Origin of the sequence: Kitasatospora indigofera (assembly GCF_014655955.1) — a bacterium.
GTDB classification, from domain to species: domain Bacteria; phylum Actinomycetota; class Actinomycetes; order Streptomycetales; family Streptomycetaceae; genus Kitasatospora; species Kitasatospora indigofera.
On the sequence record NZ_BNBO01000075.1, the window covers coordinates 13,666 to 39,196 of the forward strand.

Consider the following 25,531-nt stretch of genomic DNA (forward strand, 5'->3'; position numbering starts at 1 on the left):
CGCGGCGGGTCCCTCAGAGCAGCCCGCCGCCCGCGGACGGCAGCTGGCCCGGCTGGAGCACGGAGGCGGTGACGGGCAGCGACCTGCCGCTGTTGTAGTCGGTCGTGTTGTCCGCCTTGGTCACCACGATGGCGATGATGATGATCACCAGCACGATCACGCCGAGGATGATCCCGACCACCACCAGCGCGGTCGAGCAGCCGTTGTTGTTCGTGGGCGCCACCGGGGCGAACACCGGCTGCTGCATCGGCATCGGCGCGGGCGTGTGGGCCTGCTGCGGGAACGGCGGCGGCGTCTGCGGGTGGAAGCCGTGCGGCGGCGGCGTCTGGTACTGCGGCTGCGCGAAGGGCTGCGGCGTGTGCGGGGCCTGCGGGGCCGGCGTGCGGTACGGCGGCGGCGGCGTCTGCGGGCCGTACTGCGGCGAGGTGTGGACCGGCTGGTACGGCTGCGCGACCTGCGGGGCGGGCGTCCTCAGGTCGCCCGGGACCTGCGGCATGTTGGTGAGCGAGGTGGAGGCGTGCGCCGAGCGCGGGCCCTCGTTGATCACCAGCGGGGTGCTGGCCTGCAGCGGGCTGCCGGCCCCGCCGCCGAGCACCCGCTCGACCTCCTCGCGCATCGCCTCGGCGGTCGGGAACCGGTGCGCCGGGTCCTTGCGCAGGGCCCGGGCCACCAGCGCGTCGATCGCCGGCGTGACCGCCCGGTTGAGCGAGGACGGGGCCGGCGGCTCCTCCTGCACGTGCTTGTACGCGATCGAGAACGGGGAGTCCCCGTCGAACGGCAGCTGGCCGGTGAGCAGCTCGAACAGCATGCAGCCGACCGAGTACAGGTCGGAGCGGGCGTCCACGCTCTTGCCGAGCGCCTGCTCGGGCGAGAGGTACTGCGGGGTGCCGACGACCATGCCGGTCTGGGTCATCGAGGTGACGCCGGACTGCAGCGCGCGGGCGATGCCGAAGTCCATCACCTTGACGACGCCCTTGCGGTCGAACATCACGTTGCCGGGCTTGATGTCACGGTGGACCAGGCCGGCGTCGTGCGAGGCCTCCAGCGCGGCCAGCACCCCGGCGGTGATCTTCAGCGCGCGCTCGGCGGGCATCGCGCCGTACTGGGCGATCGCCTCGTTGAGCACGTCGCGCAGCGGCTGGCCCTCGACCAGCTGCATCACGATGTACGGCGTGGTCGCGCCGTCCGCGGCGACGTCCTCGCCGGAGTCGTAGACCGTCACGATGTTGGTGTGTTCGAGCCGGGCGACGGCCTGGGCCTCCCGGCGGAACCGCTCCCGGAAGGACTGCTCGCGGCCCAGCTCGGTGTGCAGCGTCTTCACCGCGACCTGGCGGTCCAGCACGTTGTCGTACGCCAGGTGGACGGAGGCCATGCCGCCCTCGCCGAGCAGGTGCTGAAGCTCGTACCTGCCGTTGCCCAGGGAGTAGCCCTGACCCGCGGTGCCGCCCTCGCTCATGGTCCTCTGCTCCCCCTCGGCCGTGGTGACACCCCGGCCGTGACGTTCGGTTGCGTCCCGTGCGGAGCGGGCACCGCCACCGGCCGGCCCGACCCCCGTCGCGGCCTCGGGGGGCCTGCGACAGGGGCCAGGGTATCGGCTCGGCGGGCCGTCGTTCTGTGCAGGGCCGACACTGTGACCCTGCTGGGACACCCCGCGGGCGGGCGCCGGCCTACAGGTACGGGCCCGAGCGCATGCCCCGCCCCTCGCCCGGCTCCTCCAGGTCGGACTCGGCGCCGTGCAGGCCGGGCGGGAGCGCCCGCCGCATCTGCTCCAACTGCGCCCGGGCGGCCATCTGCTGGGCGAACAGCGCGGTCTGGATGCCGTGGAAGAGCCCCTCCAGCCAGCCCACCAACTGGGCCTGCGCGATCCGCAGCTCGGCCTCGGTCGGGATGGTGTCCTCGGTGAACGGCAGCGACAACCGCTCCAGCTCGGCCACCAGCTCGGGTGCCAGGCCGAGTTCCAGCTCCTTGATGGAGCTGGCGTGGATGTCCTTCAGCCGGACCCGGCTGGCCTCGTCCAGAGGGGCCGCCCGGACCTCCTCCAGCAGCTGCTTGATCATGCTGCCGATCCGCATGACCTTGGCCGGCTGCTCCACCATCTCGGTCACCGGGAGTTCACGGGGCTCGAACCCGTCCTCCTCGCCGAGCCGGGGGGTGAAGCCCTGGCCCACCGGCATCCCGTCCGGCCCGACGATCAGCACCTTGGGGCCGTCCTGCGACTGGCCGCCCGATGCCTGGGACGACTCCTGCTGCGAGTGCTCGTTCATCGGCTTCGTCATGAATCCCATTCTCTCTCACCGGGCTTCGGTCCAGGGAAGGCCCCGGCCCGCACCGGGTCCCCGGCCGGCGCCTTCCGGCGGCCGGCGGCGCCCGTGGCCGGGCCCTCCCCCGGGCGCCGGCCGGCGGATCCGTGGCGGGCACCCTTCGGTCGGGTGCGACCGTCACGCAGATGATCTGCCGGACCGTCAGATCCGGTCAAACGGCGGGGCCGGGCGGTCGGCCCGGCGACGGCCGGGCCCGCCGCTCAGGACCGCCGCATCCGCAGCCCGACCAGGGCGAGGCCACTGCCGATCAGGGCCAGCCCGGCGCCGAGCGGCAACTGCAGGGTCGACGGGTCGGTCCAGCGGGTGGGGGCGGCGACCGGGCCGGCCACGTCCACGGTGCCGGGGCCGGCGGCCAGGGCCTGCGGGGACCCGTCCTCGGGGCCGGCGTCCGGCGGGGCCGGGGCCACCTCCTCGTCCGCCGGGCCGCCGGCGGCCGGGGGCTCGGCCCGGAAACGCCCGCCCGGCCCCGGCGACACGGGGCCGAGGTGGTGCCGGTAGGCCTGCGCGCGGTCCGGGGGGAGGAGCCGGTCCGGCACCGGGTGGCGGGCGTCCCGCCCGGGACGGGCCGGATCGGCGAACGGCGCCGCCGACGGCGCGGCCGGCCGGGAGGGCGGCCCGACGGGCCCCTGGACGGCGGGGGAGGGCCGGGCGGCCGGGGACTCCGGCAGCGGACCGGCGGCCGGGGAGGGCGCCGCCGACGGCACGGGCCCGGCCGACGGCCCGCCCTGCTGCCCGGCGTCCGGCCCGGCCGCGGACGCCCCGGGGCCCGGTGCGGCGGGCACGGCGGGCGCCGGGGGCACCGAGGGAGCGCGGGTGGTGGGCACCGGTGACGGTCCGGGCACCGGTCCGCCCACGTCGGACCCGTCCGCACCGGCGGACGGCTCCGCCGCCGGGGACTCCTGGGCGTCCGACGGCTCCGGGCCGGCGGACGACGGCCCGGCGGAGGGCCCGTCCCCGGTGGCCGGCCCGGTGGTGGCATCGGCCGTCGGATCGGCGGTGGACGGGTCGGCGGTGTCGGCGTCCACGACACCGGCACCGGCACCGGCGTCCACGGCATCGGCACCGACGTCGGCCGCGGACGGATCGGCGTCGGCCGGGCCGAGGAGCGGCGAGGTGAGGGCCCGCGCGGCGACGGGCGGCGGGGCGAGGGCCCGCGCGGCGACGGGCCGCAGTGCGAGGAACGACAGGCCCGGCAGCGAGACCGCGGCGCCGCCCCCCGAGCGGGCGGTCGCGGACCGGAGGGCCAGGGCCGTCCCGGGGGCGTCCGCCGTGCGCCGGACGACCGCACCGCCCTCCTCGCCGGGCGCCGGGGCGAAGGCGGGCGAGGAGAGCAGCAGCGGGAGGGCGAGGCCGGCCGCCGCGGCCCAACAGGCGGCGGCCGGCCGGTGGCGGCCGGCGGCGGGGGCACCGGAGCGGGCCCCGGCGCGGTACGGGCGGGCGGGGGAGAGCTCGGAGAACACGTACGGAGATGCGGCCACGGACGGAGGTCCTTCCGACGGCCGACCGCGCTTCGGCGCGGCCGGCGGCGGGACAGCTCGCATCCAGCCTCACACAACCCGACAATCCGGGCATTCCGAACAAGATCGGACACCGTACGTCACCCGGGCCGCACCACCGCCCACCGGCCCCACCGGCCCCACCGGCCACCGGGCCCGTCCCGGCCCCGCACACCCCCGGCCCGCACCCCCGACGGACGCACGCCCCTCCGGGCGCCCCGCGGCCGCCTCACACCCGCAGGACCACCTTGCCCACCTGCGCACCCGACTCCAGCAGGCGGTGGCCGGCGCCCGCCTCGGCCAGCGGCAGCACCTGGTGCACCACCGGCCGGACCACCCCGCCCTCGATCAGCGGCCAGACGTGCTCGCGCACCCCCGCGACGATCGCCGCCTTCTCGGCCAGCGGGCGCCCGCGCAGCGAGGTGGCCACCACGGCCGCCCGCTTCGCCAGCAGCGCGCCGAGGTTCAGCTCGGCCTTCACCCCGCCCTGCAGGCCGATGACCACCAGCCGCCCGTTCAGGGCCAGCGAAGCCACGTTCCGCTCCAGGTACTTGGCGCCCATGATGTCCAGCACCACGTCCACGCCGGCCCCGCCGGTCGCCTCCCGGACGGCCTCCGCGAAGTCCTGCTCGCGGTAGTTGATGCCGACGTCCGCGCCCAGTTCGGCGCAGCGCGCGAGCTTCTCCGCGCTGCCGGCCGTCACCAGCACCCGCGCGCCGACCGCCTTGGCCAGCTGGATCGCCATCGTGCCGATCCCGCTCGCACCGCCGTGCAGCAGCACCGTCTCGGTCGGCCGCAGGTGCGCCACCATGAAGAGGTTCGACCAGACCGTCGCCGTCACCTCCGGCAGGGCCGCGGCCTCCTCCAGGCTCACCCCCTTGGGCACCGGCAGCAGTTGCCCGACCGGCACCGCGACCCGCTCCGCGTACCCGCCGCCGGCCAGCAGCGCGCACACCTCGTCGCCGACGCCCCAGCCGGAGACCCCGGCGCCGAGCGCGACGATCCGCCCGGAGCACTCCAGGCCCGGGTACGGGGAGGCGCCGGGCGGCGGGTCGTAGAAGCCCTGGCGCTGCAACAGGTCGGCCCGGTTGACGGCGGTGGCCACGACCTCGACCAGCACCTCGCCCTCACCGGGCACGGGGTCGGGGACTTCGGCCCAGGTCAACGCTTCGGGGCCGCCTGGCTGGGGAACGGTGATGGCTCGCATGCCCGCCACGCTACGCCCGCCGCCCGGCCCGCCGGCGGACGACCGGCCGGGCCGGGCCCCGGGCGGGCCGCCGGCCGCGCGGCGGTGTCAGTTCAGCTCCCCGGGCCACCGCATGATTCTTCGTATGACCATCGACAGACCACCACCCCGGCCGGGCGCCAGGCCGTCGCGGCTGCGATTGGCCGGCATCGGCGCCAGGAGCGTCGCCGAGGGCGGAACGGACTCGGACCGCCAGATCGCCCTGCCCAGCCGCCGCGGCGCCCCGCCGCTGCGGCAGGTGCTCAAGCGCCTGCTGCTGGCCCTCGGCGTGCTGGTCCTGACGACCCTGATCGTCTGGGCCGACCGCGGCGGGTACAACGACAACTCGGACGGCCAGGTCGACCTCCTGGACGCCGCCTACTACGCCACCGTCACCCTCTCCACCACCGGGTACGGGGACATCACCCCGGTCAGCGACACGGCGAGACTGATCAACATCTTCGTGATCACCCCCCTCCGGGTGGTCTTCCTGATCATCCTGGTCGGCACCACCCTGGAGGTGCTGACCGAACGCACCCGCCAGCAATGGCGCATCGGACGCTGGAGGTCCACCGTGCGCGAGCACACCGTCGTCATCGGCTACGGCACCAAGGGGCGTACCGCCGTGGACACCCTGCTCGGCCAGGGCATCCGCAAGGACTCGATCGTCGTGGTGGACCCGCAGCAGAAGGTGGTCGACCAGGCCGCCCGGGACGGCCTGGTCGGCGTGGTCGGCGACGCCACCCGCACGGACACCCTGCTGCGGGCCGAACTCCCGCGGGCGGCCCAGGTCGTGGTCGCACCGGAGCGCGACGACACCGCTGTCCTGATCACCCTGACGGCCCGTCAGCTCAACAAGAGCGCCACGGTGGTGGCCGCCGTCCGGGAGGACGAGAACGCGCCGCTGCTGCGCCAGAGCGGCGCCGACGTGGTGGTGACCAGCTCCAGCTCGGCCGGCCGGCTGCTGGGCATGTCGATGCTCAGCCCGCACGCCGGCTCGGTGATGGAGGACCTGCTCACCTACGGCACCGGGCTGGACGTCGTCGAGCGCCCGGTCACCCGGGCCGAGGCCGGGCACAGCCCGCGCGAGTGCGCGGACCTGGTGGTGGCCGTGGTCCGCGGCCGCCGGGTGCTCAACTACACCGACCCGGAGGCCGCCGTCCTGCAGCTCACCGACCGGGTCATCACCATCCGGCCGGCCGGACCGGCGACCACGGGCTGACCGGCCGGCCCCGCACCCGGCCGGACCGTTCAAGCCAAGGCCCGTTCACGGCAGCCCGTTCACCGCAGGGCCGTTCACCGCAGGCCCGTTCACCGCAGGCCCGTTCACGGCACCGGCAGCAGCTCCACCGGGGCGCCCGCCGGGACACCGCCGGGCGGCACCACCGCGAGGGCCTCGGCCAGCGCCAGCCCGCGCAGCATCGCCGGCCCGTCGAAGGCCAGCGGCACGGCGCCACGGGCGCTCCGCCGGACGGGCAGCAGGCGGGTGTCGCGCGGGTGGCCGGGCAACGGTTCGGCGGCCGGCGTGACGCACGGGCCGGCCGCGGCCCGGCCGGCCAGCACGTGCAGCAGCGGCAGGGCGAGGGTGACGGCACCGGCGACGGCGGCCAACGGGTTGCCGGGCAGGCCCACCAGGTGGCGGCCGTCCGGGAGTCCGGCGAGCACCATCGGGTGCCCGGGCCGGACGGCGACCCCGTCGACCAGCAGCCGGGCACCGGCCGCCTCCAGCGCCCGGTGCAGGAAGTCGACCGGACCGGCGGCGGTGCCGCCGGTGGTGACGACGACGTCCGCGGGCGAGTGCCGGACGGCGTCCCGCAGCAGGCCGAAGTCGTCGCGGACCTGGCGGCGGCCGAGCACCTCGGCGCCGGCCGCGCGCAGCCACGGCAGCAGCAGCGGTCCGAGCGCGTCCCGGACCCGGCCGGGCCGCGGCAGCCCGGACTCCAGCAGTTCGTCGCCCAGGACGAGCAGTTCGACGGTGGGGCGGCGGTGCACGGCCAGCAGGTCGTGGCCGCTGGCCGCGGCCAGGCCGAGCACGGACGGGCCGACCGGCGTCCCGGCCGGCAGCAGCCGGTCGCCGCGGTGGCACTCCTGCCCGCGCGGCCGGACGTCCTGCCCGGGGGCCAGGCCGCCCGGGGCGCGGTCGTGCAGCAGGGCGCCGTCCAGCAGGCCGTGCTCGCGCCGCAGCACCGCGGTGGCGCCGGGCGGCAGCTGGGCACCGGTGGCGATCTCCACGGCGGCCCCGTCGGCGAGCACCCCGGCCGGCTGTCCGGCCAGCAGCCGGCCCGCCGGGCGCCAGGGGCCGGGGCCGGAGACGGCCCAGCCGTCCATCGCCGAGGTGTCGAAGGCGGGCAGGTCGGTGAGCGCGGTGAGCGGCTCGGCGAGGGTCCGGCCGAGCGCCTCGGCGAGTTCCACCCGCAGCGGCGCCACGGGCCGGCTCCCGGCCCGCCGGGCCGTCTCGCGGGCCTGCGGCCAGGACAGGTCGCGGACCGAGGCGGCGGCCGGCGGCGGGCCGGCGGCCCCGAGGCCCGGGGCACCGGCGCCCAAGGCGGCGTCTCCGGGGGCGCCGAAGCCGGGAGCGGCCTCTCCCGCAGCAGCGCCTCCCGGGGCGCCCTCGCCCGCAGCACCGTGCGGCGGGCCCGCCTGGACGGCGGTCCGCGGCTCGGCGGCGCCCGTCGCGGGCCGGCCCGCCCCGGAGGTACCCGGCTCAGCGCCCGTCAGGATGCTCACGTCCCCTCCGGCCGGGCGGCCGTCCAGCGCTCGGCGAGGGCCACCGCCCGCCGGTTGGCCTCCTCGACGGCCTGCGCCCCGCCGCCCTGCCGGGCGGCGGCGTAGCCCACCAGGAAGGCGGTCAGCGGCGCCGCCGGGCGGGCCACCCCGTGGGCGACCACCCTGGTCATGTCCAGCAGCCCGGGTACGTCGACGTCGAGCTCGATCCCCAGCTCGGTGCAGACCTCGGCGATCCAGTCGTCCAGCGTGCGCTCCATAGCCCCATGCTGCCTGATCCCGCGCCTGCCGCGATGTTGGGGCCGTGAGCGGCGCGCGTCGTTTCGCTCACCGCCGGGCGGACGGGGCTGTGAGCGGCGCCGTCCGCACGGGCCGCCCGCCGGGGCAGGGACACCGGGGCTCGGCCGCCGGGGCCGCCTCACCTCGGCCCGCGCTCCGCCGGCCGCCCGGCCCGGGCCCGCTCGCGCTCCCGGGCCCGGGCCAGCTCCTCCCAGGTGTCGCAGTCGTCGGTGACGCCGTCCGCGTCCGCCAGCCGCAGCGTGCGCAGACCGCCGGTGAGACGGCGCAGCGGCAGGCCCGCGGGGTCCCCCAGCGCGGCAAGGGCGGTGCGCAGCGCAGCGGTGCGGTAGGCGGCGGCGAGCGGCTGGTCCCGGCCCGCCGCGTCCACCAGCAGCACCGCCTCGGGGGCGTCCGGGCCCGGTGCGCCGGGACCGTCCAGGGCCCCGGCCAGGCGCCGGACGGTGCCCTCGTCCAGGAAGGGCAGGTCCGCGGCGAGCAGCAGCACCGCCGGGGCGCTCACCCGCGCCAGACCGGCGGCCACGGCGGCGACCGGCCCGCCGCCGGGCGGCTGCTCCCTGGTCCAGCGCAGTCCCGTCCGGGTGGTCGGCCGGACCGGTCCGACCACCACCGTGCCGGCGGCACCCGCGCAGGCGGCGAGCACCCGGTCGAGCAGGGTGCTCGCGCCGACCGTGAGGGCCGGCTTGTCCGCTCCGCCGAGCCGCCGGGCGGCGCCCCCGGCGAGCACGATCGCGTCGTACGGTGTCATGCCGTCAGTATCCGCCGGGGCTGCTCCGGGCCGGGCGGGCGTGCCCGGCGGGGACTGTGGACGGCGCGTGGTGACGGGGAACGGGGAACGGGGGCGGCCCCGGCCTACTCGTCCTCGACGATCTCGCCCTCGACGATCTCGCCCAGCTCCCGGGCCACGTTGGCCGCCGCCCCGTGGTCCAGGATCGCGGGCAGGGTCAGCTCCGCGTACCGCTCGTTCATGGCCGCGACCAGCGCCTCCGGGTCGGTGGGGTGCTCGCGCAGCCGGTCGTCGAAGTCCCGCAGGTACTCGCCGGTGAACGCCAGCACCTCGGCGGCGTCGTCCCCCCGGTCGGGCGCCCGGTGGCCGGCGATCACCCGCTCGACGCCGAGTTCGGCGATCCGGCCGAGGTTGCGCCGCCACTGCGCCCGTTGCTCGGGGGTGGTGTCGGCGGTCCAGACGTGGGTGCCGTTGTAGGCGAAGTCGCCGGCGATCACCGTGCGGATGCTCGGCACGTGCACCACGGTCGAGCCCTCGCAGTCGCCCTGGCCGAGCAGCAGCACCGGGATCAGCTGGCGGTCCACCATCAGCGGCTGCGGGAGCAGCTGCGCGGGCACCAGCGGGTGGTCGGGGATGTCGTCCCCGTACACCGGCTTCCACTGGGCGACCTTGGCGGCGGCGGTGCGCAGGATGCCCTCCACCACGGGCGGCGCGGCGAGCAGCTGCGCCTCGGGGAAGAGCCGCAGCACCTCCTCCGCGCCGAAGTAGTGGTCGGGGTGCTGGTGGGTGATGACGATGGCGAGCAGCCGGCGGTTCTTGCCGGCCACCCATTCGGCGAGTTCCCGGCCGGCGCTGCGGGTGAGCTGGGCGTCCACCAGGATCGCGCTCTGCTCGCCGAGGATCAGCGTGGAGGTGGCGAAGAACGCCGATTCGGGGCCGGTGAAGACGGCGATCTCCAGCGGACGGACGTCCGGGGCCCCCGTGCGGCGGGCCGTCGGATCCGGTCCGGCGCTCTCCTCGGGCGGCGACGACGTCACTTCTGCTCCTGCCGGTCGGTCGGGGCCGGGGCCGGGTCGTCCCGGCCCCGCCGTGTCTGGACCAGCATGGGAGCAAGCCCCGGCGTTTGGCGGTTAGGCGCGCCCGGCGGGGTCGCGGGCCCCGCCACGGGCGCCCCGCCGCGCACAGCCGCGCCGGGGCACGCCGTACCGTCCCGGGCCCGCAGGGGTGTCAGGCCACCAGTGCCGCGGCCTTGCGCCCGGCCTCCTGGAGGGCCTGGGCCTTGGACGCCCGGGCGTGCTCGACGAAGGCCGCCAGCTCCGGCTGGACCGGGGCCAGGGTGAACTCGGGAACGATGAAGTCCACCTCCAGGCCGAGCATCCCGGTGAGCACCTTGTCCAGGTAGGTGGTGACGAACTCGAAGCCCTCGCGCGGGCTGCCCGGCCCGTACGAGCCGCCGCGCGAGGCGATCACGGTGACGGGCGTGCCGGCCGCCGAGGGCTCGGCGCCGCCGGTGCGGCCGATCACGATCACCTGGTCGAGCCAGGCCTTCAGGGTGGACGGGATCGTGAAGTTGTACATCGGGGTGCCGATGACCACCGCGTCCGCCTGCTCCAGCTCGGCGGCCAGCTGCTCCCGCAGGGCCAGCGCGGCCTCCTGCCCGGGGGTGCGCTCCCCGGCCGGGACGAAGGGGGCGGTGACGGCGGCGGCGTCGAGGTGCGGCAGCGGGTCGGCGGCCAGGTCGCGGTAGATCACGGTGCCCTCCGGGTGCTGGGCGAGCCAGGCCTCGCGGAACACGGCGGAGACCTCCCGGGAGACCGAACCGTCGGCGAGGGCGGACGAGTCGATGTGCAGCAGGGTGGGCATGACAGACCTCCGATTGATAAGTAGCTGACCTTTTGTCGGCAGCTGCCTTTAACGTAGCAGCTTACTTTTCTATAGTCACTAGCGGGCGGCCGGTACCCTGTACCCATGGCCGCGCAGGAGGTACCGACGAGCACGACCGAGCCCTGCAACGGTGTGGGCCTCGCCATCACCCGCGCCTTCGAACTGCTCGGCAAGCGCTGGACCGGACTGGTCGTCGCGGTGCTGGACGAGCACGGACCCAGCTACTTCTCCGAGCTGCGCCGGGCCATCCCCGGCATCAGCGAGCGGATGCTCTCCGACCGGCTCACCGAACTCGCCGACTCCGGACTCGTGCTCCGCCAGGTCGACGAGGGCCCGCCGCTACGGGTCAGCTACCGGCTCACCGACTCCGGCGCGGCGCTCCGCCCGGCCCTGGGCGAACTCGCCCGCTGGGCCGAGCGGCACCTGTGCACCGGCCACCCGACCTGCTGATCACCCGGCCGGCCGGGCTGCCGGCCTCCTGACCACCCGGCTTCCTGACCACCCGGTCTGCCGACCACCCGGCCGCCGGGCCGCGGGCGGCCTCGGGCCGGGCCCGCCGGCCAGGGCTCCCGGCCGCCCCGGGAACGCAGAACAGCACCCGGACCAGGAGGTCCGGGTGCTGCTGAGTGCGAGGAGCGGCCGCGTCTAGCCGCGGGCCTGGGCGTCGTTCTTCTTCTTGCCGGTGATCCGGTCGAAGCGGTCGCTGACGCCCCAGGAGGTGACCCGCCACAGGGCCTCCAGGACGATGCTCCGGCTCATCTTGGACGCGCCGAGCTCCCGCTCGACGAAGGTGATCGGCACCTCGGCGACCTTGAAGCCGGCCTTCACCGTGCGCCAGGCCAGGTCCACCTGGAAGCAGTACCCGGCCGAGGCGACCTCGTCCATGCCCAGCCCGAGCAGCGTCTCCTTGCGGAACGCCCGGTAGCCGCCGGTCACGTCGCGGATCGGCACGCCCAGCATCAGGCGCGAGTACGTGGAGCCGCCGCGCGAGAGCAGCAGGCGCGACTTCGGCCAGTTCACCACCCGGCCGCCCGGCACCCAGCGCGAACCCAGCACCAGGTCGGCGCCGCGCAGCGCGGTCAGCAGCCGGTCGAGCTCCTCGGGGCGGTGCGAGCCGTCGGCGTCCATCTCCACCAGCACGTCGTAGCCGTGCTCGATGCCCCAGCGGAAGCCGGCCAGGTACGCCGCGCCCAGGCCTTCCTTGCCCTTGCGGTGCAGGACCTGCACGTGCGGGTCGGCGGCGGCCAGCTTGTCGGCGATGTCACCGGTGCCGTCGGGGCTGTTGTCGTCCGCCACCAGCACGTGGACCTCGGGCACGGCCGCCCGGACCCGACCGACGATCAGCTCGACGTTCTCGGCCTCGTTGTACGTCGGGATGATCACCAGCACCTTGCCGAGATCAGCAAAAGTCTGCTGGGTCGCGGTCACGGGCAAGCCTTTCGAGCGATGGGGGCGGGAAGTGCCGCCCGTACCCGCATCAGCGATGCAGGACCTTCCGGACGGCCCGCGGAGACAGAAAGTCTTGAGAACCGGCATCCTATACCGCACCCGGAGAGCGACTTCCCGCGCGGTCCGCACCCGCACGGCCGCCCCGGCCGGACGGCTTGCCAAGCCGTACGACCAGTCGGCTAGGGTCGACTCCCAGCCTCTGCCAGGATTGACCGCGCCCGCAGGGCCACCCTCCCGGCGATCCGGCGCCCACGTCAGTGCCGAAGGAGTAGGACCGCGCGCATGGACCGGCTCGTCAACACCGTCCGCCCGTATGCCTGGGGCTCGGTCACCGCGATCCCCGAACTGCTCGGGCAGGAGCCCACCGGCAGTCCGCAGGCCGAGATGTGGATGGGCGCCCACCCCGGCGCCCCCTCCCGCACCGACCGGGGCGAGGGCCTGCGCCCGCTCGACGAGCTGATCGCCGCCGACCCGCGCGGCGAACTCGGCGCCGGCGCGGTGGCCCGGTTCGGCACCGGGCTGCCCTTCCTCCTCAAGGTCCTGGCCGCGGGCATCCCGCTCTCCATCCAGGCCCACCCCACCCTCGACCAGGCCCGCGCCGGCTTCGCCGCCGAGGAGGCCCTCGGCATCCCGGTCGACGCCCCGCACCGCAACTACCGCGACGCTAACCACAAGCCCGAACTCATCTGCGCACTGGACGAGTTCGACGGCCTCTGCGGATTCCGCCGGCCGGCCGACGCGGCCGCCCTGATGGCCGCGCTGGAGGTGCCCGCGCTCACCCCGCTGATCGGGCGGCTGCGCCGCGGCCCCGAGCCCGAGGCGCTGCGCGAGGCTCTGGCGACCGTCCTGACCATGGCACCGGACACCGCCGCCGGCATCGTCCGGCTGACCGCCGAGGCCGTCGACAAGGCCGCCGCGGGCGACCCCGACGGCCCCTACGCGCCGTACGCGCTGATCAGCCGGACCTTCCCCGGTGACATCGGCCTGCTCGCCGGCATGCTGCTCAACCACGTCCGGCTGCAGCCCGGCGAGGCCCTCTACCTGGGCGCCGGCGTCCCGCACGGCTACCTGTACGGCACCGCCGTCGAGCTGATGGCCAACTCGGACAACGTGCTGCGGGCCGGGCTCACCCCCAAGCACATCGACGTCCCGGAACTGATGAAGGTGGTCGGCTTCACCCCTGCCGACCCCGACGTCCTGCGGCCCGTCCCGGTGCCCGGCACGCCCGGCGAGGAGCTGTACCCCGTGCCGATCGACGAGTTCCGGCTCTCCCGGTTCCGGCTCGACGGGCAGGACCGGCGGGTCGACGGCCGGGCCCCGCAGATCCTGCTCTGCACCGCGGGCGCCGCCCGGCTGACCGCCGCCGACGGGCAGACCCTGGACCTCGCCCGCGGCGAGTCCGCGTTCCTCCCGGCCACCGGCGCCGACACCGTCCTCGCCGGGACGGGCGCCACCGTCTTCCGCGCCACCGTCACGCTCTGAGGCCGGGCGCGGGCCGGGCGGCCTCCGCCCGGTCCGGCCGAGGGGCCTGAGACGGCATCAGCCCTCCGGCCCGCGCCCGGACGGCCCGTGGCACGATCGACCGGTGACCACCACGACGGACACCGCCCGCCCCGGACGCCTTCACCGGCTCGTCCCGCTGCTCGCGGCCGGCGCCCTGCTCACCGCCTGCGGCACCACGCCGGCACCGGGCCCGGCGGCCGCGCCGGTCCCGGTCGGCACCGACTGCCCCGATCCGGGCGTCGCCATCACCGCCGGGCCCGCCAACGCGGCGATGGGGCTGCGCGTCCTGACCATCGAGATGGTCAACTGCGGGATCCACCGCTACACCGTGACGGGGTACCCGGTCGTCCAGGTCCTGGACGACGAGCACCGGCCGCTCGGCATCACGGTCGAGAGCGGGTCCTCCGCCTACGGCGCCGTCAGCGGCCTCGACGCCACCCCCGTCCAGGTCACCCTGCTGCCCGGCGAGCGGGCCACCAGCGCACTGGCCTGGCGCAACACCCTGGTCGGCCCGGTCCTGCCGACCCCGCTCACCGCCGGCACCGGCACCCACCTGGCCGTCAGCCCCACCCCCGGACGGCCGCCGCAGACCGTGACGCCCGGCCACCCGCTCGACTTCGGCGACGCCGTCGCACCGGCGGTCGGGCCCTGGACCCCGGCGGCCGCGCGGTAGCCGCCGGCCGGGTCTCCCCGTGCGCGCACCGACTTCGCGCCGTCCCGCCGTCCCGCCGGGTCGTACCTCGTTGGTCGTGCCGCGCGATCGAACCGCCGCCTTCGGCCGCTCAGGCCTCGCCCCGGTCGCCGTCACCGTCGGGCAGCAGCGGGAACAACCGGGTGATGAGCGCCACCGGCCGGGCCCCGTCCGGTCTCGCCAACGGGCGCTGTTCGCGGTCCTGGTAGGGAGCGAGGGCCCGCCGGACCGCGGCCGCGACCGCGCTCATCTCCTGGGGCGTCAGGTAGGCGACCGCACTGAAGGCCTCGTCCTGGCGCCACCCGGCCGGCGCCTGGTCCCGCCGGGCGAGCCAGCGCTGCCAGCTCTCGTCCTCCAGCCCCCGGGCCAGCTCGCCGAACTCCTCCGCGTGCGCCTCGGCCGCGGCGGGCCGCCGCAGCCGCCAGGGACGGGCCCGGCCCCCGCTGTGCGGGGCCTCCTCCACGTACCCGTGCCGGGCGAGCTGCCGCAGATGGAACGAGCAGAGCCCGGAGCTGTGACCGAGCCGCCCGGCCGCCTCGGTCGCCGTGACGGTACCGACTTCGGCGAGCAGCTCCAGCAGGGCCTGGAGGGCAGCCTCTCGGTCCCGGGCGCCGCCATGGCCGTCCCCCGCACCGACCACGCCGTCGTACGCGGGTTCGACCGGGACGGCGAACCCCTCCTCCCCGTCGAGGGCACGGGCTACTTCGCCCGGTGCCTGCAGCACGGGAGCGACCACCCGGCCGGCCACACCTGTCTGGACCGGCTGTCCGGACGTGACCGCAAGGACGCGCTGCGGCAGACGGCGGACCGCCGCGAGGAGGTCTTCGCCCGGCGCGCCGCCCGGGCCGCCGGCCTGGGCCGCCCCGGGAGCTGACGCCCGGCCGCGCCGGCGCCGGACGTCGTGGCCCGTGACCTGCCCCGACGCCGTCACCCGGGGTCCTTCGGAAAGGTGCGAGGGCCGTGCCGGTGGCACGGCCCTCGCACCGGGTGCGGGGCGCCCCGTTCCCGCCCTCGTCGTCCGGATCTGCACCTGGTGGTGAGCTGTCAGGTGTACTGCGTCACCTGTACGCGATGCTGAGCTGCAATGTGGGTGAGGAATCGAACCCCTGCGTTGCTCTTCACGCGCCAAGGGCCGGATGAACCGCCGGCCCGCGGTGTGTGCACGCCTCCGTGACGACTACCTGCTACCCGCACCCGGCTCGTGGGGTCAGTCCTCGATCAGGTCGATCTCCCAGTTGGTCCGCTGGATCAGGGTGTCCACCTCGCGGATCTCCTTGGCCAGGACGTCCGCCCGGGCCCGGAGCTCGGCGACCGGCAGGGCGGAGAGGATCCTGAGCTCGGACCGCAACTGCCGTACGGCTCCGCGCTGGTCGCGCCCGGAGGCGGCGTCGGCGGCCGCGGTGATCACCGAGTGGCGCAGCCGCAGGACGTCCCGGCGGGCGAGGGCGTCGGTCAGGGTGCCGCCGCCCTCGATCGGCACGGTGGAGTTGGTCCGGTTGATCTGACGGATCAGCCGCTCCAGCTCGTCCAGCACCTCGCCGGCCTGGGCCAGGACCTCCGCCGCGTTCTCGGCCGGCTCCTCGCCCTCCTGGTAGCGGGCGCTGCCGACGACGCGCGCCCGCAACTGCTCCACCTGCCGTGCCGCGGCCGCGCGCTGCGCGAGTGCCTCAGCCAGTCTCACCGCGTCATCACCCCTACGTCCTGCTGATCGTCCGGCAAGTATGCACGTCGGTGCCTGACGGCGCGGTTCCCGGGGCGGGGCCGGGCCGGTCCGGCGGGCGCCGGGCAGGGCCCTGGAGGAAGCACCAGCGGTCCGCCGCCGCAGGAGGGGCCGCTGCGGGGTCTCGCCGCTCGCGACACGCCGCTCCCGCGTCGGCTTGTCCGAGCCGGCCGGGTACACCAAGCTGAGCCCCAGGCACGAGGGCCGCCGGCGGGCCCGGACCGCGCACCGACGGGCCTCCCGCACCGCGCCGGTCCTCCCGCCGGACGCCCACGGACGGAAGGCTGGGCCATGCGGAAACTGATCTACGGCATGAACCTGTCCCTGGACGGCTACATCGCCGCGCCCGGCGACGACATCGACTGGAGCGTGCCGAGCGACGAGCTGTTCCAGTTCTGGTCCGGCCGGCTGCTTGCGACCGACCTGACGCTGTACGGGGGCAAGCTGTGGCGGACCATGAGCTCCTACTGGCCGACCGGTGACCAGCAGCCCGACGCCACCCCGGCGGAGATCGAGTTCGCGCGCCGGTGGCGGGACATGGCGAAGGTGGTGTTCTCCTCGACGGTCGACACGGTCGACTGGAACACCCGCCTGGTCACCGGCGACGCGGTCGCCGAGATCACCCGGCTCAAGGCCGAGGACGGCGGCCCGATGGACATCGGCGGCGCGACGCTCGCCGGGGCCGCCATGCGGGCCGGGCTGATCGACGAGTACGTGCTGGCCACCGCACCGGTCCTGGTCGGCGGCGGCACGCCGTTCTTCACCGCGCTGGACAACTGGGTGAACCTGAACCTGGTGGAGACCCGGACGCTTCCCGACGGCGTGGTCCTGACCAGGTACGAGACGAGGCGCTGAGCGCCCCTGCGGGAGGCACCGGCCCTGTGCTCCACGGGTGCCCCGGACTCCGCCCGGGCCACCCGAACGAGTGAGGCCCCTGACCTCCCCGTCCCGTGGCCGTGGCAGGTCCGCCGCCCAGCTGCCGCTGCTGCTCCCGTGCGATTTTTCCGTGTGATTTTGCCGTGCGATTGTGCCGAGGCCCTGGCGGGCCCGCCGGGCCGCCCGCTACTCCCGGGTCATGTCCACGAAGCGCGAGTAGTGGCCCTGGAAGGCCACCGTGATGGTGGCGGTCGGGCCGTTACGGTGCTTGGCGACGATCAGGTCGGCCTCGCCGGCCCGGGGGGACTCCTTCTCGTACGCGTCCTCGCGGTGGAGCAGGATGACCATGTCGGCGTCCTGCTCGATCGAGCCCGATTCACGCAGGTCGGAGACCATCGGCTTCTTGTCCGTACGCTGCTCGGGGCCACGGTTCAGCTGGGAGAGCGCGATGACCGGGACTTCGAGCTCCTTGGCCAGCAGCTTCAGGTTTCGCGACATGTCGGAGACCTCCTGCTGCCGGCTCTCGGCCCGCCGCGAGCCGCCGGACTGCATCAGCTGGAGGTAGTCGATGACCACCAGCTTGAGGTCCTGGCGCTGCTTGAGCCGGCGGCACTTGGCCCGGATCTCCATCATCGACAGGTTGGGCGAGTCGTCGATGTAGAGCGGGGCGTTGGTGACGTCGGGCATCCGGCGGGCCACGCGGGTCCAGTCGTCGTCCGTCATGTTGCCGGAGCGCATGTGGTGCAGGGCGACCCGGGCCTCGGCGGAGAGCAGGCGCATGGCGATCTCGTTGCGCCCCATTTCGAGCGAGAAGATCACGCTCGGCAGGCCGTTGGTGATCGAGCAGGCCCGGGAGAAGTCCAGCGCCAGGGTGCTCTTTCCCATCGCGGGACGGGCCGCGATGACGATCATCTGGCCCGGGTGGAGGCCGTTGGTCAGCGCGTCCAGGTCGGCGAAGCCGGTGGGCACGCCGGACATCTGGCCCTGCCGGGAGCCGATCGCCTCGATCTCGTCGAGGGCGCCCTCCATGATGTCGGCGAGCGGGGCGTAGTCCTCGCTGGTGCGCTGCTCGGTGACGGCGTAGATCTCGGCCTGGGCGGCGTTGACGATCTCGTCGACGTCGCCCTCGGCCGCGTAGCCCATGCCGGCGATCCGGGTGCCGGCCTCGACCAGCCGGCGCAGGACGGCCCGCTCGTGGACGATCTCCGCGTAGTACTCGGCGTTGGCGGCGGTCGGGACGGAGTTGACCAGGGTGTGCAGGTAGCCGGGGCCACCGACCCGGACCAGCTCGCCGCGCTTGGTCAGCTCGCTGGCGACGGTGATCGGGTCGGCCGGCTCGCCGCGCGCGTAGAGGTCGAGGATCGCGCTGTGGATGAGTTCGTGCGCCGGACGGTAGTAGTCGAGCGGCTTGAGCACCTCGACCACGTCGGCGATGGCGTCCTTGGAGAGCAGCATGCCGCCGAGGACGGACTGCTCGGCCGCGAGGTCCTGCGGGGGCACCCGCTCGAAGCCGTCGACGGCGCCGGGACGCTCCTCGTCCTCGTCCCGCCGCTGCTTGCCCCCGCCGCGCTGGAAGCCGCCGTCGCGCCCCTTGCCGCCACCACCGCCACCGTTGCCCTGGCCGCCACCGCCGCCACCCGCGCGGCCGCGCGAGACCGGCAGCCGGTCGCCCGGCACGTCCGGGAACGGGGCGTCGGCGAAGGGGCCCGCCGGGAAGGCGTCGTCGGACGGCTGCCAGTCGTCCTCCGGCGGCGGGGCATCGTGGTCTTCGTACTGGGGGCCGGTCACGCGTGTTCCCCGATCAGCGATTGGTGCGAGTTGGAGCAGGCCTTGCCGGTGACCCGGTGGAGCGGTGGTGCGCTCCTCTTTCTACGCCACCGTGCCGACAAATCGGACGGCGGGCAGCGGTTGGAGTGTCGGGCGAGCGACCCACGCTAAGGGGCCGGGTGCCCTTCAGCCAAGATGGTTATCCACAGGGCGTGTGGATGACGGGCCCGTCCCTGTGGAGAACTGCGCCAAACCTGTGGACACCCCTGTGGACAGCACTGTGGATAACCACACCATCGCCCCACCGTCAACCTGCTGACCTGCTCTTACTCCTTCCACCGGCTGTGCATGAGAAATAGTTCACACACCGGTGGGCCCGGCCGGCCCGTCCTCCTGCCGATACCCCCGGCCCGGTTTTTCAGTAATGACTGATATCACCTTGTGACGCTTACCTGTGGATGAGTAGGCTGGCCGCCATGACGCTCCCCGCAGACCTCCGCAGCCGCGACCGGCGCCGGCACGACCGCGAGATCCTCGCCCTCGCGGTGCCGGCCTTCGGCGCGCTGGTCGCGGAGCCGCTCTTCCTGATGGCCGACTCCGCGATCATCGGCCACCTGGGCACCCCGCAGCTGGCGGGGGTCGGCGTCGCCGCCGCCGCCCTGAGCACCGTCGCCGGGGTGTTCGTCTTCCTCGCCTACGCGACCACCGCCGCGGTGGCCCGCCGGATCGGCGCCGGGGACCGCCGGGCCGCCGTCCAGCAGGGCCTGGACGGCATCTGGCTCGCCCTGCTGCTCTCGCTCGGCGTGGTCGTGCTGGCCCTGCTGCTGGCGCCGTGGGCGGTGTCGCTGCTGGGCGCCTCGCCCACCGCCACGCCGTACGCCGTGACGTACCTGCGGATCAGCTCGCTCGGCCTGCCCGCGATGCTCATGGTGATGGCCGCCACCGGCGTGCTGCGCGGCCTCCAGGACACCCGGACCCCGCTGGTGGTCGCGGTCGGCGGGTTCGCGGCCAACCTGGGCCTGAACGTCCTCCTGGTGTACGGGGCCGGTCTCGGGGTGGCCGGCTCGGCCTGGGGCACCGTGCTGGCCCAGACCGGGATGGCCGCCGTCTACCTGGTCGTGGTGGTCCGCGGGGCCCGCCGGGAGGGCGCCGGCCTGCGGCCGGACCTGGCCGGCATCCGCGCCTGCGCGAAGGCCGGCGGCCCGCTGATGGTCCGCACCCTCAGCCTGCGGGCCGTCCTGATGATCGCCACCGCCGTGGCCGCCCGGCTCGGCGACGACGAGATCGCCGGCCACCAGATCGCCATGACCCTGTGGATCTTCATGGCCTTCGCCCTGGACGCCATCGCGATCGCCGGCCAGGCGATCGTCGGGCGCTACCTGGGCGCCGGGGACGTCCCCGGGACCCGGGCGGCGACCCGGCGGATGGTCGAGTGGGGCGTCGGCTGCGGCGTCCTGCTCGGGCTGCTGCTGGTGGTCGCCCGCCCGCTGTACGTCCCGCTGTTCACACCGGACCCGGTCGTCCAGGCCCAGCTCCAGGACGTGCTGCTGCTGGTGGCGCTGAGCCAGCCGGCCGCCGGGGTGGTCTTCGTGCTGGACGGGGTGCTGATGGGCGCGGGCGACGGCGGCTACCTCGCCCGGGCCATGCTCGGCACCCTGGTGGCCTTCGTCCCGGCGGCCCTCGCGGTGCCGGCCCTGGGGCTCGGCCTGGCCGGCCTGTGGTGGGCGATGAACCTGTTCATGCTGGTCCGCGGCGCGTTCCTGTGCGGCCGGGTGCGGAGCGGCAAGTGGCTGGTCACCGGAGCCGTCCGGGCCTGAGCCGGCCCGCCCGCCCGGCCCGCCCGCCCGGCGCGTGACCCGGCGGCACGTGATCCGTCCGCGTGGTCCGTCCGCGTGATCCGTCCGCGTGATCCGTCCGCGCGTGACCTGGCGCCCGGGAACGACCGAGGGCCGGGCTCCATGACGGAGCCCGGCCCTCAGGCCACTGCTACGGGACTCAGGCAGACACGACGGCGACGTCGAGGTTGGCCTGGACGTCGGCGTGCAGCTTGACCGAGACCTTGTGGGTGCCCACGGTCTTGATCGGCGAGGCGATCGCGACGGCGCGCTTGTCCACGACCGGGCCGCCGGCGGCCTTGACGGCCTCCACGACGTCGGCCTGGGTCACCGAGCCGAACAGGCGGCCGGCGTCGCCGGAGCGAACGGCCAGCTTGACCTGGAGGCCCTCCAGCTTGCCCTTGACCTCGTTGGCGGCCTCGAGCGTCTGGATGGCGTGCACCTTGCGGGCGCGACGGATGGCGTCGACGTCCTTCTGGCCGCCCTTGGTCCAGCGGATGGCGTAGCCACGCGGGACCAGGTAGTTGCGGGCGTAGCCGTCCTTGACCTCGACGACCTCGCCGGCACCGCCGAGACCCGGCACCTCGTGAGTGAGGATGATCTTCATTATTCGGTCACCCTCTCTTAGCGCGCGGTGCTGGTGTAGGGCAGCAGCGCCATCTCACGGCTGTTCTTCACGGCCGTGGCGACGTCGCGCTGGTGCTGGGTGCAGTTGCCGGTGACCCGGCGGGCGCGGATCTTCCCGCGGTCGGAGATGAACTTGCGGAGCAAGTTCGTGTCCTTGTAGTCAACGTAGTTGACCTTGTCCTTGCAGAAGACGCAAACCTTCTTCTTAGGCTTGCGAGCAGGCGGCTTCGCCATCGTGTGCTCCATTTGGGTTTCACGGTCCGGACCCGCGGGTCAGCGCGGGGATCCGGGCCGCACGAAATCTGTCAGCTTTAGAACGGGGGCTCTTCCGAGAAGCCGCCACCCGACGGGGCACCCCAGCTGCCGCCGCCCTGGTTCCCACCAGAGGGAGCGCTGGACGCCCACGGGTCGTCGGACGGGCCGGACTGGCCGCCGCCGGAGTTTCCACCCCAGCCACCGCCGCCCTGCTGCCCGCCACCGCCGTACCCGCCGCCCTGCTGGCCGCCGCCGAAGCCGCCACCACCAGGAGCGCCGGAGCCGCCGGGGGCACCGGACCGGTTGGCCCGGGTGACCTTGGCGGTCGCCGAGCGCAGGCTGGGGCCGACCTCGTCGACCTCGACCTCGAAGACCGTCCGCTTCTCGCCTTCCTTGGTCTCGTAAGACCGCTGGCGCAGTCGGCCCTGCACGATGACGCGCATGCCGCGCTGCAGCGACTCGGCCACGTTCTCCGCCGGCTGCCGCCAGACGTTGCACGTGAGGAAGAGGCTTTCGCCGTCCTTCCACTCGTTCGTCTGGCGGTCGAAGGTGCGGGGGGTGGACGCGATGCGGAACTTCGCGACCGCCGCACCCGACGGGGTGAAGCGCAGCTCGGGATCGTCGACGAGATTGCCGACGAGGGTGATGACGGTCTCGCCTGCCATGGTGGTGGTGACCTCTCGGTGGAGTCCGCGTTCAATGCTCGCCGCGCTGTTTCACGTGAAACAGGCGACGCGAGTCACCCGACGCCCGGAGGCGTCAGAGGTGGCTCAGTGGGTGTCCGGGCGCAGGACCTTGGTCCGGAGAACCGACTCGCTCAGGCTGAGCTGGCGGTCGAGCTCCTTGACGACCTCAGGCGTGGCCTTGAGGTCGATGACCGAGTAGATGCCCTCGGACTGCTTGTTGATCTCGTAGGCCAGACGGCGACGGCCCCAGGTGTCGATCTTCTCGACGTTGCCGCCACCGGTGCGGACGACGTTGAGGAAGTTCTCGATCAGGGGGGAGACAGCGCGCTCCTCGACCGACGGGTCGAGGATGACCATCAGCTCGTAGTGACGCATGGGTAACCCACCTCCTTTGGACTCAACGGCCACGGTCTCTCCGTGGCAGGAGGGTTGTGCAGCGTCGGCACCGGAGCAGTGACGACACGGCCACCGTAGCGGCCGGGTCCGACAATGTGGCCCGCCGTTCCCGCAAGAGGGCACGAGGGGGCACAACTACACCAGTGCAGACCGCACAGCCTACCCGCACCCGGTCGGGCGAACAAAATGCATAGGGGTTGTGATCCATGCCCCAACCACCGCAATCTGGACGGAAGGCCGCGACGACCGCGACCGCCCGCTCGTTCGTCTCCTCCTCAGGAGGTGGGATCCATGGCACTGTCCACGAACCGGTTCCCCGCGCTGACCCTGAACACCGACGGCCATCCGCACCCCCGCGAGAACACCCTGGTGGGCATCACGGCCCTGCTCGGCGTGCTGGCCTTCACCACCTCGTTCTTCTACAACCTCCATCTGCTGACCTCGCTGGCCGGCCTCGTCGGCGTGCTCACCGGGATGTGGGGCCAGTTCATCTCGGTCACCACGGCCGAGCGGTTCGTGCTGGTCATCGCGACGGGCATGTCCGCCTGGGGCCTCTACCTGGGCATCGCCCACGGCGGAATCTGGTGACCCCCGCGCGCTGACGCGCCCGCCGGGTCCGCCCCCGGCGGAACCAACGGCGCCCCCGTTCCGTACCTGTCAGAGGAGAGGTGACCGGACGGGGGCGTCGCACTGCCCGCGCCCGCTCCGGTCCGGGATCCGGACGATAGGGTCACTGCCAGACCCCCTGGGCAGCAAAGCCCGACCAACAAGGAGCACCCAGCATGAGTCTGCGCCTGAGGACGATCACCCGCGAGGAGCACCTCGCCTTCATCAGGACCCGCGCCTCGGCCAGCCACATGCAGGTGCCGTCCTGGGGCGACGTGAAGGCCGAGTGGCGCTCGGAGTCGATCGGCTGGATCGACGAGTCGGGCGGGATCGTCGGGGCCGGCCTGGTGCTCTACCGCCAGCTCCCCAAGATCAAGCGGTACCTGGCCTACCTGCCCGAGGGCCCGGTGATCGACTGGTTCGACCGCGACCTGGACCGCTGGCTGGAGCCGATGCTGGCGCACCTCAAGTCGCAGGGCGCGTTCTCCGTGAAGATGGGCCCGCCGGTGGTGATCCGGCGCTGGGACGCGCCGACCATCAAGGAGGCGATCGCCGCCAAGCAGGCCAAGCGCCTGCGCGACGTCGAGGCCGACTGGTACGAGGCCCGCGCCTTCGAGGTGGCCGACCGGCTGCGGAAGTCCGGCTGGCTGCAGGGCGAGGACGGCGGCGCCGGGTTCGGCGACGTGCAGCCGCGCTACGTGTTCCAGGTGCCGCTGGCCAACCGCTCGCTGGACGACATCCAGAAGGGCTTCAACCAGCTCTGGCGGCGCAACATCAAGAAGGCCGAGAAGAGCGGCGTGGAGGTCGTCCAGGGCGGCTACGAGGACCTGGCGGTCTTCCACCAGCTCTACCTGGTGACCGCCGAGCGCGACCGCTTCACGCCGCGCCCGCTGGCGTACTTCCAGCGGATGTGGAACGCGCTGACGGCCGAGGACCCGAACCGGATGCGGCTGTACATCGCGTACCACGAGGGGGAGCCGCTGGCGGCGACCACCATGCTCGTGGTGGGCGAGCACATCTGGTACTCCTACGGCGCCTCGGCGAACCACAAGCGCGAGGTCAAGCCGTCCAACGCCATCCAGTGGCGGATGATGCGCGACTCCTACGCGCTCGGCGGCGGGGTGTACGACCTGCGCGGCATCAGTGACACCCTGGACGAGAACGACCACCTGTTCGGCCTGATCCAGTTCAAGGTCGGCACCGGCGGCCAGGCCGCCGAGTACCTCGGCGAGTGGGACTTCCCGCTCAACAAGCTGCTGCACAAGGCCCTGGACATCTACATGTCGCGGCGCTGAGCCCCGCTCGGCCGCCGTCCCCCTTCCTCGTCCGCATTCCCTCCGGGAGATGACCCGATGACGCTGTCGCTCTACCTCGACACCGACCGCTGGCGCGCTCACCAGCAGTCCGTGCTGGCCGAGTTCCCCGGTCTGGTGCCCGTGGCCAAGGGCAACGGCTACGGCCTGGGCAACCAGCGGCTCGCCGAGGAGGCGACCCGGCTGGGCACCGGCATCCTGGCCGTCGGCACCGCGTACGAGGCGGCCGACGCGGCCACCTGGTACGGCGGCGAGCTGCTGGTGCTGACGCCGTACCGGATCGGCGAGGAGGTGCTGCCGCTGCCGCACGCCCGGGTCATCCGCACGGTGGCGAGCACCGACGCGCTGCGGGCGGTGCCGGGCGCCCGGGTGGTCGTGGAGTGCATGACCAGCATGCGGCGGCACGGCATCGCCGCGGGCGACCTGGCCGCGGTGGCCGAGATGGTGGACAGCGTCTCCTTCGAGGGCCTGGCCCTGCACCTGCCGATGGACCGGCCGGACGGCTCCGACCCGGTGGACGAGGTCGCCCACTGGGTGGACGCCGCCGCGGCGGCCGGCCTGCCGACCCGCACCGTGTTCGTGAGCCACCTCGGCGCGGCCGGCATGGCCCGGCTCGCCGAGCGCTACCCCGCCACGGTGTTCCGGGCCCGGATCGGCACCCGGCTCTGGCTGGGCGACGGCGGCGCGCTGGAGGTCCGCGGGACGGTCCTCGACGTGACCCCCGTGGTCAAGGGCGACCGCTACGGCTACCGCCAGCACCCGGCGCCCTCCGACGGGCACCTGGTGGTGGTCACCGGCGGCACCGCGCACGGCATCGGACTGGAGGCGCCCAAGTACGTCCAGGGCGTCTCCTCGCGCGCCAAGGGCATCGCCCGGGCCGGTCTGGCGACCGTCAACAAGACCCGCTCGCCGTACAACTGGGACGGCAAGCAGCTGTGGTTCGCCGAGCCGCCGCACATGCAGGTCTCGCTGCTGTTCCTGTCCGCCGAGATCCGGCCGCCGGCGATCGGCGACGAGCTCGGGCTGCAGGTCCGGCACACCACCACGCACTTCGACCGGGTGGTCGACCGCTGACCCGGGCGGACCGGACCACGGGAACGGGCCGGCGGCCGCACCAGGGGTGCGGCCGCCGG

General features: G+C 74.4%; 24 protein-coding genes and 3 pseudogenes. 10 read left to right on the forward strand and 17 right to left on the reverse strand.

Annotation, left to right across the window (positions count from 1 at the left end; genetic code table 11):
* Positions 1–13: 13 nt before the first annotated feature.
* The 4 genes from IE329_RS36290 to IE329_RS36305 form a co-directional block, all read right to left on the reverse strand.
* Positions 14–1,456 carry a protein kinase domain-containing protein gene (locus IE329_RS36290; RefSeq protein WP_190215316.1) on the reverse strand — a complete coding sequence of 481 codons (1,443 nt, stop codon included), beginning with the start codon at positions 1,454–1,456 and terminating at the stop codon, positions 14–16.
* Between the two features lie 211 nt (positions 1,457–1,667).
* Positions 1,668–2,276 carry a bacterial proteasome activator family protein gene (locus IE329_RS36295; RefSeq protein ID WP_190215317.1) on the reverse strand — a complete coding sequence of 203 codons (609 nt, stop codon included), beginning with the start codon at positions 2,274–2,276 and terminating at the stop codon, positions 1,668–1,670.
* Positions 2,277–2,521: 245 nt separating this feature from the next.
* Positions 2,522–3,799 (reverse strand): hypothetical protein, encoded by a 1,278-nt coding sequence (locus tag IE329_RS36300; protein WP_190215318.1) that lies wholly within the window; start codon positions 3,797–3,799, stop codon positions 2,522–2,524.
* A gap of 247 nt (positions 3,800–4,046) precedes the next feature.
* Complete coding sequence (locus IE329_RS36305) at positions 4,047–5,024, reverse strand: NAD(P)H-quinone oxidoreductase (protein WP_190215319.1); 978 nt, start codon at positions 5,022–5,024, stop codon at positions 4,047–4,049.
* A 124-nt stretch (positions 5,025–5,148) separates the two neighbouring features.
* Here IE329_RS36305 and IE329_RS36310 point away from each other — a divergent pair, with 124 nt between their 5' ends.
* Positions 5,149–6,264, forward strand: coding sequence for a potassium channel family protein (locus IE329_RS36310; protein ID WP_190215320.1), 1,116 nt, complete (start codon positions 5,149–5,151; stop codon positions 6,262–6,264).
* Between the two features lie 104 nt (positions 6,265–6,368).
* On the opposite strand, the gene IE329_RS36315 is transcribed toward IE329_RS36310, so the two are convergent.
* The 5 genes and pseudogenes from IE329_RS36315 to IE329_RS36335 form a co-directional block, all read right to left on the reverse strand.
* A complete protein-coding gene (locus IE329_RS36315) occupies positions 6,369–7,769 on the reverse strand; it encodes a molybdopterin molybdotransferase MoeA (protein ID WP_190215321.1) in 1,401 nt (466 codons plus the stop codon).
* Positions 7,766–8,044, reverse strand: a pseudogene (locus IE329_RS42140) (DUF6457 domain-containing protein); the annotation flags it as partial. The gene IE329_RS36315 and the pseudogene IE329_RS42140, both read right to left, overlap by 4 nt.
* A gap of 179 nt (positions 8,045–8,223) precedes the next feature.
* Positions 8,224–8,811: pseudogene (gene mobA, locus IE329_RS42145) on the reverse strand (molybdenum cofactor guanylyltransferase); the annotation flags it as partial.
* A 104-nt stretch (positions 8,812–8,915) separates the two neighbouring features.
* Entirely contained in the window at positions 8,916–9,827 is a 912-nt protein-coding gene (locus tag IE329_RS36330; RefSeq protein ID WP_190215323.1) for an MBL fold metallo-hydrolase, read from the reverse strand.
* Between the two features lie 190 nt (positions 9,828–10,017).
* Positions 10,018–10,653 carry an FMN-dependent NADH-azoreductase gene (locus tag IE329_RS36335; protein ID WP_190215324.1) on the reverse strand — a complete coding sequence of 212 codons (636 nt, stop codon included), beginning with the start codon at positions 10,651–10,653 and terminating at the stop codon, positions 10,018–10,020.
* 105 nt (positions 10,654–10,758) lie between these two features.
* Between IE329_RS36335 and IE329_RS36340 the strand changes: the two genes are divergently transcribed.
* Positions 10,759–11,124, forward strand: coding sequence for a winged helix-turn-helix transcriptional regulator (locus IE329_RS36340; protein WP_190215325.1), 366 nt, complete (start codon positions 10,759–10,761; stop codon positions 11,122–11,124).
* Between the two features lie 195 nt (positions 11,125–11,319).
* Here IE329_RS36340 and IE329_RS36345 read toward each other — a convergent pair whose 3' ends face one another.
* Positions 11,320–12,102, reverse strand: coding sequence for a polyprenol monophosphomannose synthase (locus tag IE329_RS36345; protein WP_229928042.1), 783 nt, complete (start codon positions 12,100–12,102; stop codon positions 11,320–11,322).
* A 303-nt stretch (positions 12,103–12,405) separates the two neighbouring features.
* Between IE329_RS36345 and manA the strand changes: the two genes are divergently transcribed.
* A complete protein-coding gene (gene manA / locus IE329_RS36350) occupies positions 12,406–13,605 on the forward strand; it encodes a mannose-6-phosphate isomerase, class I (protein WP_190215327.1) in 1,200 nt (399 codons plus the stop codon).
* Positions 13,606–13,708: 103 nt separating this feature from the next.
* Complete coding sequence (locus tag IE329_RS36355) at positions 13,709–14,299, forward strand: DUF4232 domain-containing protein (RefSeq protein ID WP_190215328.1); 591 nt, start codon at positions 13,709–13,711, stop codon at positions 14,297–14,299.
* Positions 14,300–14,408: 109 nt separating this feature from the next.
* On the opposite strand, the gene IE329_RS36360 is transcribed toward IE329_RS36355, so the two are convergent.
* On the reverse strand, positions 14,409–14,957 hold the full coding sequence (locus tag IE329_RS36360; protein WP_229928043.1) for a winged helix-turn-helix transcriptional regulator: 549 nt from the start codon (positions 14,955–14,957) through the stop codon (positions 14,409–14,411).
* On the opposite strand from IE329_RS36360, the pseudogene IE329_RS36365 reads away from it, so the two are divergent.
* A pseudogene (locus IE329_RS36365) lies at positions 14,904–15,191 on the forward strand (peptide deformylase); the annotation flags it as partial. The gene IE329_RS36360 and the pseudogene IE329_RS36365 overlap by 54 nt on opposite strands.
* Before the next feature lie 333 nt (positions 15,192–15,524).
* On the opposite strand, the gene IE329_RS36370 reads toward IE329_RS36365, so the two are convergent.
* The gene (locus tag IE329_RS36370; RefSeq protein WP_190215330.1) at positions 15,525–15,998 is read right to left on the reverse strand and encodes a DIP1984 family protein; all 474 of its coding nucleotides are present in this window, start codon (positions 15,996–15,998) and stop codon (positions 15,525–15,527) included.
* Positions 15,999–16,328: 330 nt separating this feature from the next.
* Between IE329_RS36370 and IE329_RS36375 the strand changes: the two genes are divergently transcribed.
* On the forward strand, positions 16,329–16,892 hold the full coding sequence (locus tag IE329_RS36375; protein WP_190215331.1) for a dihydrofolate reductase family protein: 564 nt from the start codon (positions 16,329–16,331) through the stop codon (positions 16,890–16,892).
* Between the two features lie 207 nt (positions 16,893–17,099).
* On the opposite strand, the gene dnaB is transcribed toward IE329_RS36375, so the two are convergent.
* Complete coding sequence (dnaB, locus tag IE329_RS36380) at positions 17,100–18,590, reverse strand: replicative DNA helicase (protein WP_190215340.1); 1,491 nt, start codon at positions 18,588–18,590, stop codon at positions 17,100–17,102.
* 566 nt (positions 18,591–19,156) lie between these two features.
* Between dnaB and IE329_RS36385 the strand changes: the two genes are divergently transcribed.
* Positions 19,157–20,497, forward strand: coding sequence for an MATE family efflux transporter (locus IE329_RS36385; RefSeq protein WP_190215332.1), 1,341 nt, complete (start codon positions 19,157–19,159; stop codon positions 20,495–20,497).
* A gap of 178 nt (positions 20,498–20,675) precedes the next feature.
* Here the strand turns inward: IE329_RS36385 and rplI are convergent, their stop codons facing one another.
* The 4 genes from rplI to rpsF all read right to left on the reverse strand — a co-directional run bounded on the left by rplI (position 20,676) and on the right by rpsF (position 22,458).
* Positions 20,676–21,122, reverse strand: a complete 447-nt coding sequence (gene rplI / locus IE329_RS36390; RefSeq protein ID WP_073929191.1) for a 50S ribosomal protein L9 — start codon at positions 21,120–21,122, stop codon at positions 20,676–20,678.
* A 17-nt stretch (positions 21,123–21,139) separates the two neighbouring features.
* Complete coding sequence (gene rpsR, locus IE329_RS36395) at positions 21,140–21,376, reverse strand: 30S ribosomal protein S18 (RefSeq protein WP_030304537.1); 237 nt, start codon at positions 21,374–21,376, stop codon at positions 21,140–21,142.
* Positions 21,377–21,453: 77 nt separating this feature from the next.
* Entirely contained in the window at positions 21,454–22,062 is a 609-nt protein-coding gene (locus tag IE329_RS36400) for a single-stranded DNA-binding protein (protein ID WP_190215333.1), read from the reverse strand.
* A gap of 105 nt (positions 22,063–22,167) precedes the next feature.
* On the reverse strand, positions 22,168–22,458 hold the full coding sequence (gene rpsF, locus IE329_RS36405; protein ID WP_073929193.1) for a 30S ribosomal protein S6: 291 nt from the start codon (positions 22,456–22,458) through the stop codon (positions 22,168–22,170).
* A gap of 312 nt (positions 22,459–22,770) precedes the next feature.
* On the opposite strand from rpsF, the gene IE329_RS36410 reads away from it, so the two are divergent.
* The 3 genes from IE329_RS36410 (at position 22,771) to IE329_RS36420 (ending at position 25,472) form a co-directional block, all read left to right on the forward strand.
* Complete coding sequence (locus IE329_RS36410; protein ID WP_190215334.1) at positions 22,771–23,067, forward strand: hypothetical protein; 297 nt, start codon at positions 22,771–22,773, stop codon at positions 23,065–23,067.
* Between the two features lie 194 nt (positions 23,068–23,261).
* Complete coding sequence (locus tag IE329_RS36415; protein WP_190215335.1) at positions 23,262–24,380, forward strand: lipid II:glycine glycyltransferase FemX; 1,119 nt, start codon at positions 23,262–23,264, stop codon at positions 24,378–24,380.
* A 57-nt stretch (positions 24,381–24,437) separates the two neighbouring features.
* Positions 24,438–25,472, forward strand: coding sequence for an alanine racemase (locus IE329_RS36420; protein ID WP_190215336.1), 1,035 nt, complete (start codon positions 24,438–24,440; stop codon positions 25,470–25,472).
* The last annotated feature ends 59 nt before the right edge of the window (positions 25,473–25,531 follow it).

Coding starts and splice junctions, on each gene's coding strand:
- IE329_RS36290 (WP_190215316.1), bottom strand. CDS start 1,456: ATGAGCGAGGGCGGCACCGCGGGTCAGGGCTACTCCCTGGGCAACGGC.
- IE329_RS36295 (WP_190215317.1), bottom strand. CDS start 2,276: ATGACGAAGCCGATGAACGAGCACTCGCAGCAGGAGTCGTCCCAGGCA.
- IE329_RS36305 (WP_190215319.1), bottom strand. CDS start 5,024: ATGCGAGCCATCACCGTTCCCCAGCCAGGCGGCCCCGAAGCGTTGACC.
- IE329_RS36310 (WP_190215320.1), top strand. CDS start 5,149: ATGACCATCGACAGACCACCACCCCGGCCGGGCGCCAGGCCGTCGCGG.
- IE329_RS36335 (WP_190215324.1), bottom strand. CDS start 10,653: ATGCCCACCCTGCTGCACATCGACTCGTCCGCCCTCGCCGACGGTTCG.
- IE329_RS36340 (WP_190215325.1), top strand. CDS start 10,759: ATGGCCGCGCAGGAGGTACCGACGAGCACGACCGAGCCCTGCAACGGT.
- manA (WP_190215327.1), top strand. CDS start 12,406: ATGGACCGGCTCGTCAACACCGTCCGCCCGTATGCCTGGGGCTCGGTC.
- IE329_RS36375 (WP_190215331.1), top strand. CDS start 16,329: ATGCGGAAACTGATCTACGGCATGAACCTGTCCCTGGACGGCTACATC.
- IE329_RS36385 (WP_190215332.1), top strand. CDS start 19,157: ATGACGCTCCCCGCAGACCTCCGCAGCCGCGACCGGCGCCGGCACGAC.
- rplI (WP_073929191.1), bottom strand. CDS start 21,122: ATGAAGATCATCCTCACTCACGAGGTGCCGGGTCTCGGCGGTGCCGGC.
- rpsR (WP_030304537.1), bottom strand. CDS start 21,376: ATGGCGAAGCCGCCTGCTCGCAAGCCTAAGAAGAAGGTTTGCGTCTTC.
- IE329_RS36400 (WP_190215333.1), bottom strand. CDS start 22,062: ATGGCAGGCGAGACCGTCATCACCCTCGTCGGCAATCTCGTCGACGAT.
- rpsF (WP_073929193.1), bottom strand. CDS start 22,458: ATGCGTCACTACGAGCTGATGGTCATCCTCGACCCGTCGGTCGAGGAG.
- IE329_RS36410 (WP_190215334.1), top strand. CDS start 22,771: ATGGCACTGTCCACGAACCGGTTCCCCGCGCTGACCCTGAACACCGAC.
- IE329_RS36415 (WP_190215335.1), top strand. CDS start 23,262: ATGAGTCTGCGCCTGAGGACGATCACCCGCGAGGAGCACCTCGCCTTC.
- IE329_RS36420 (WP_190215336.1), top strand. CDS start 24,438: ATGACGCTGTCGCTCTACCTCGACACCGACCGCTGGCGCGCTCACCAG.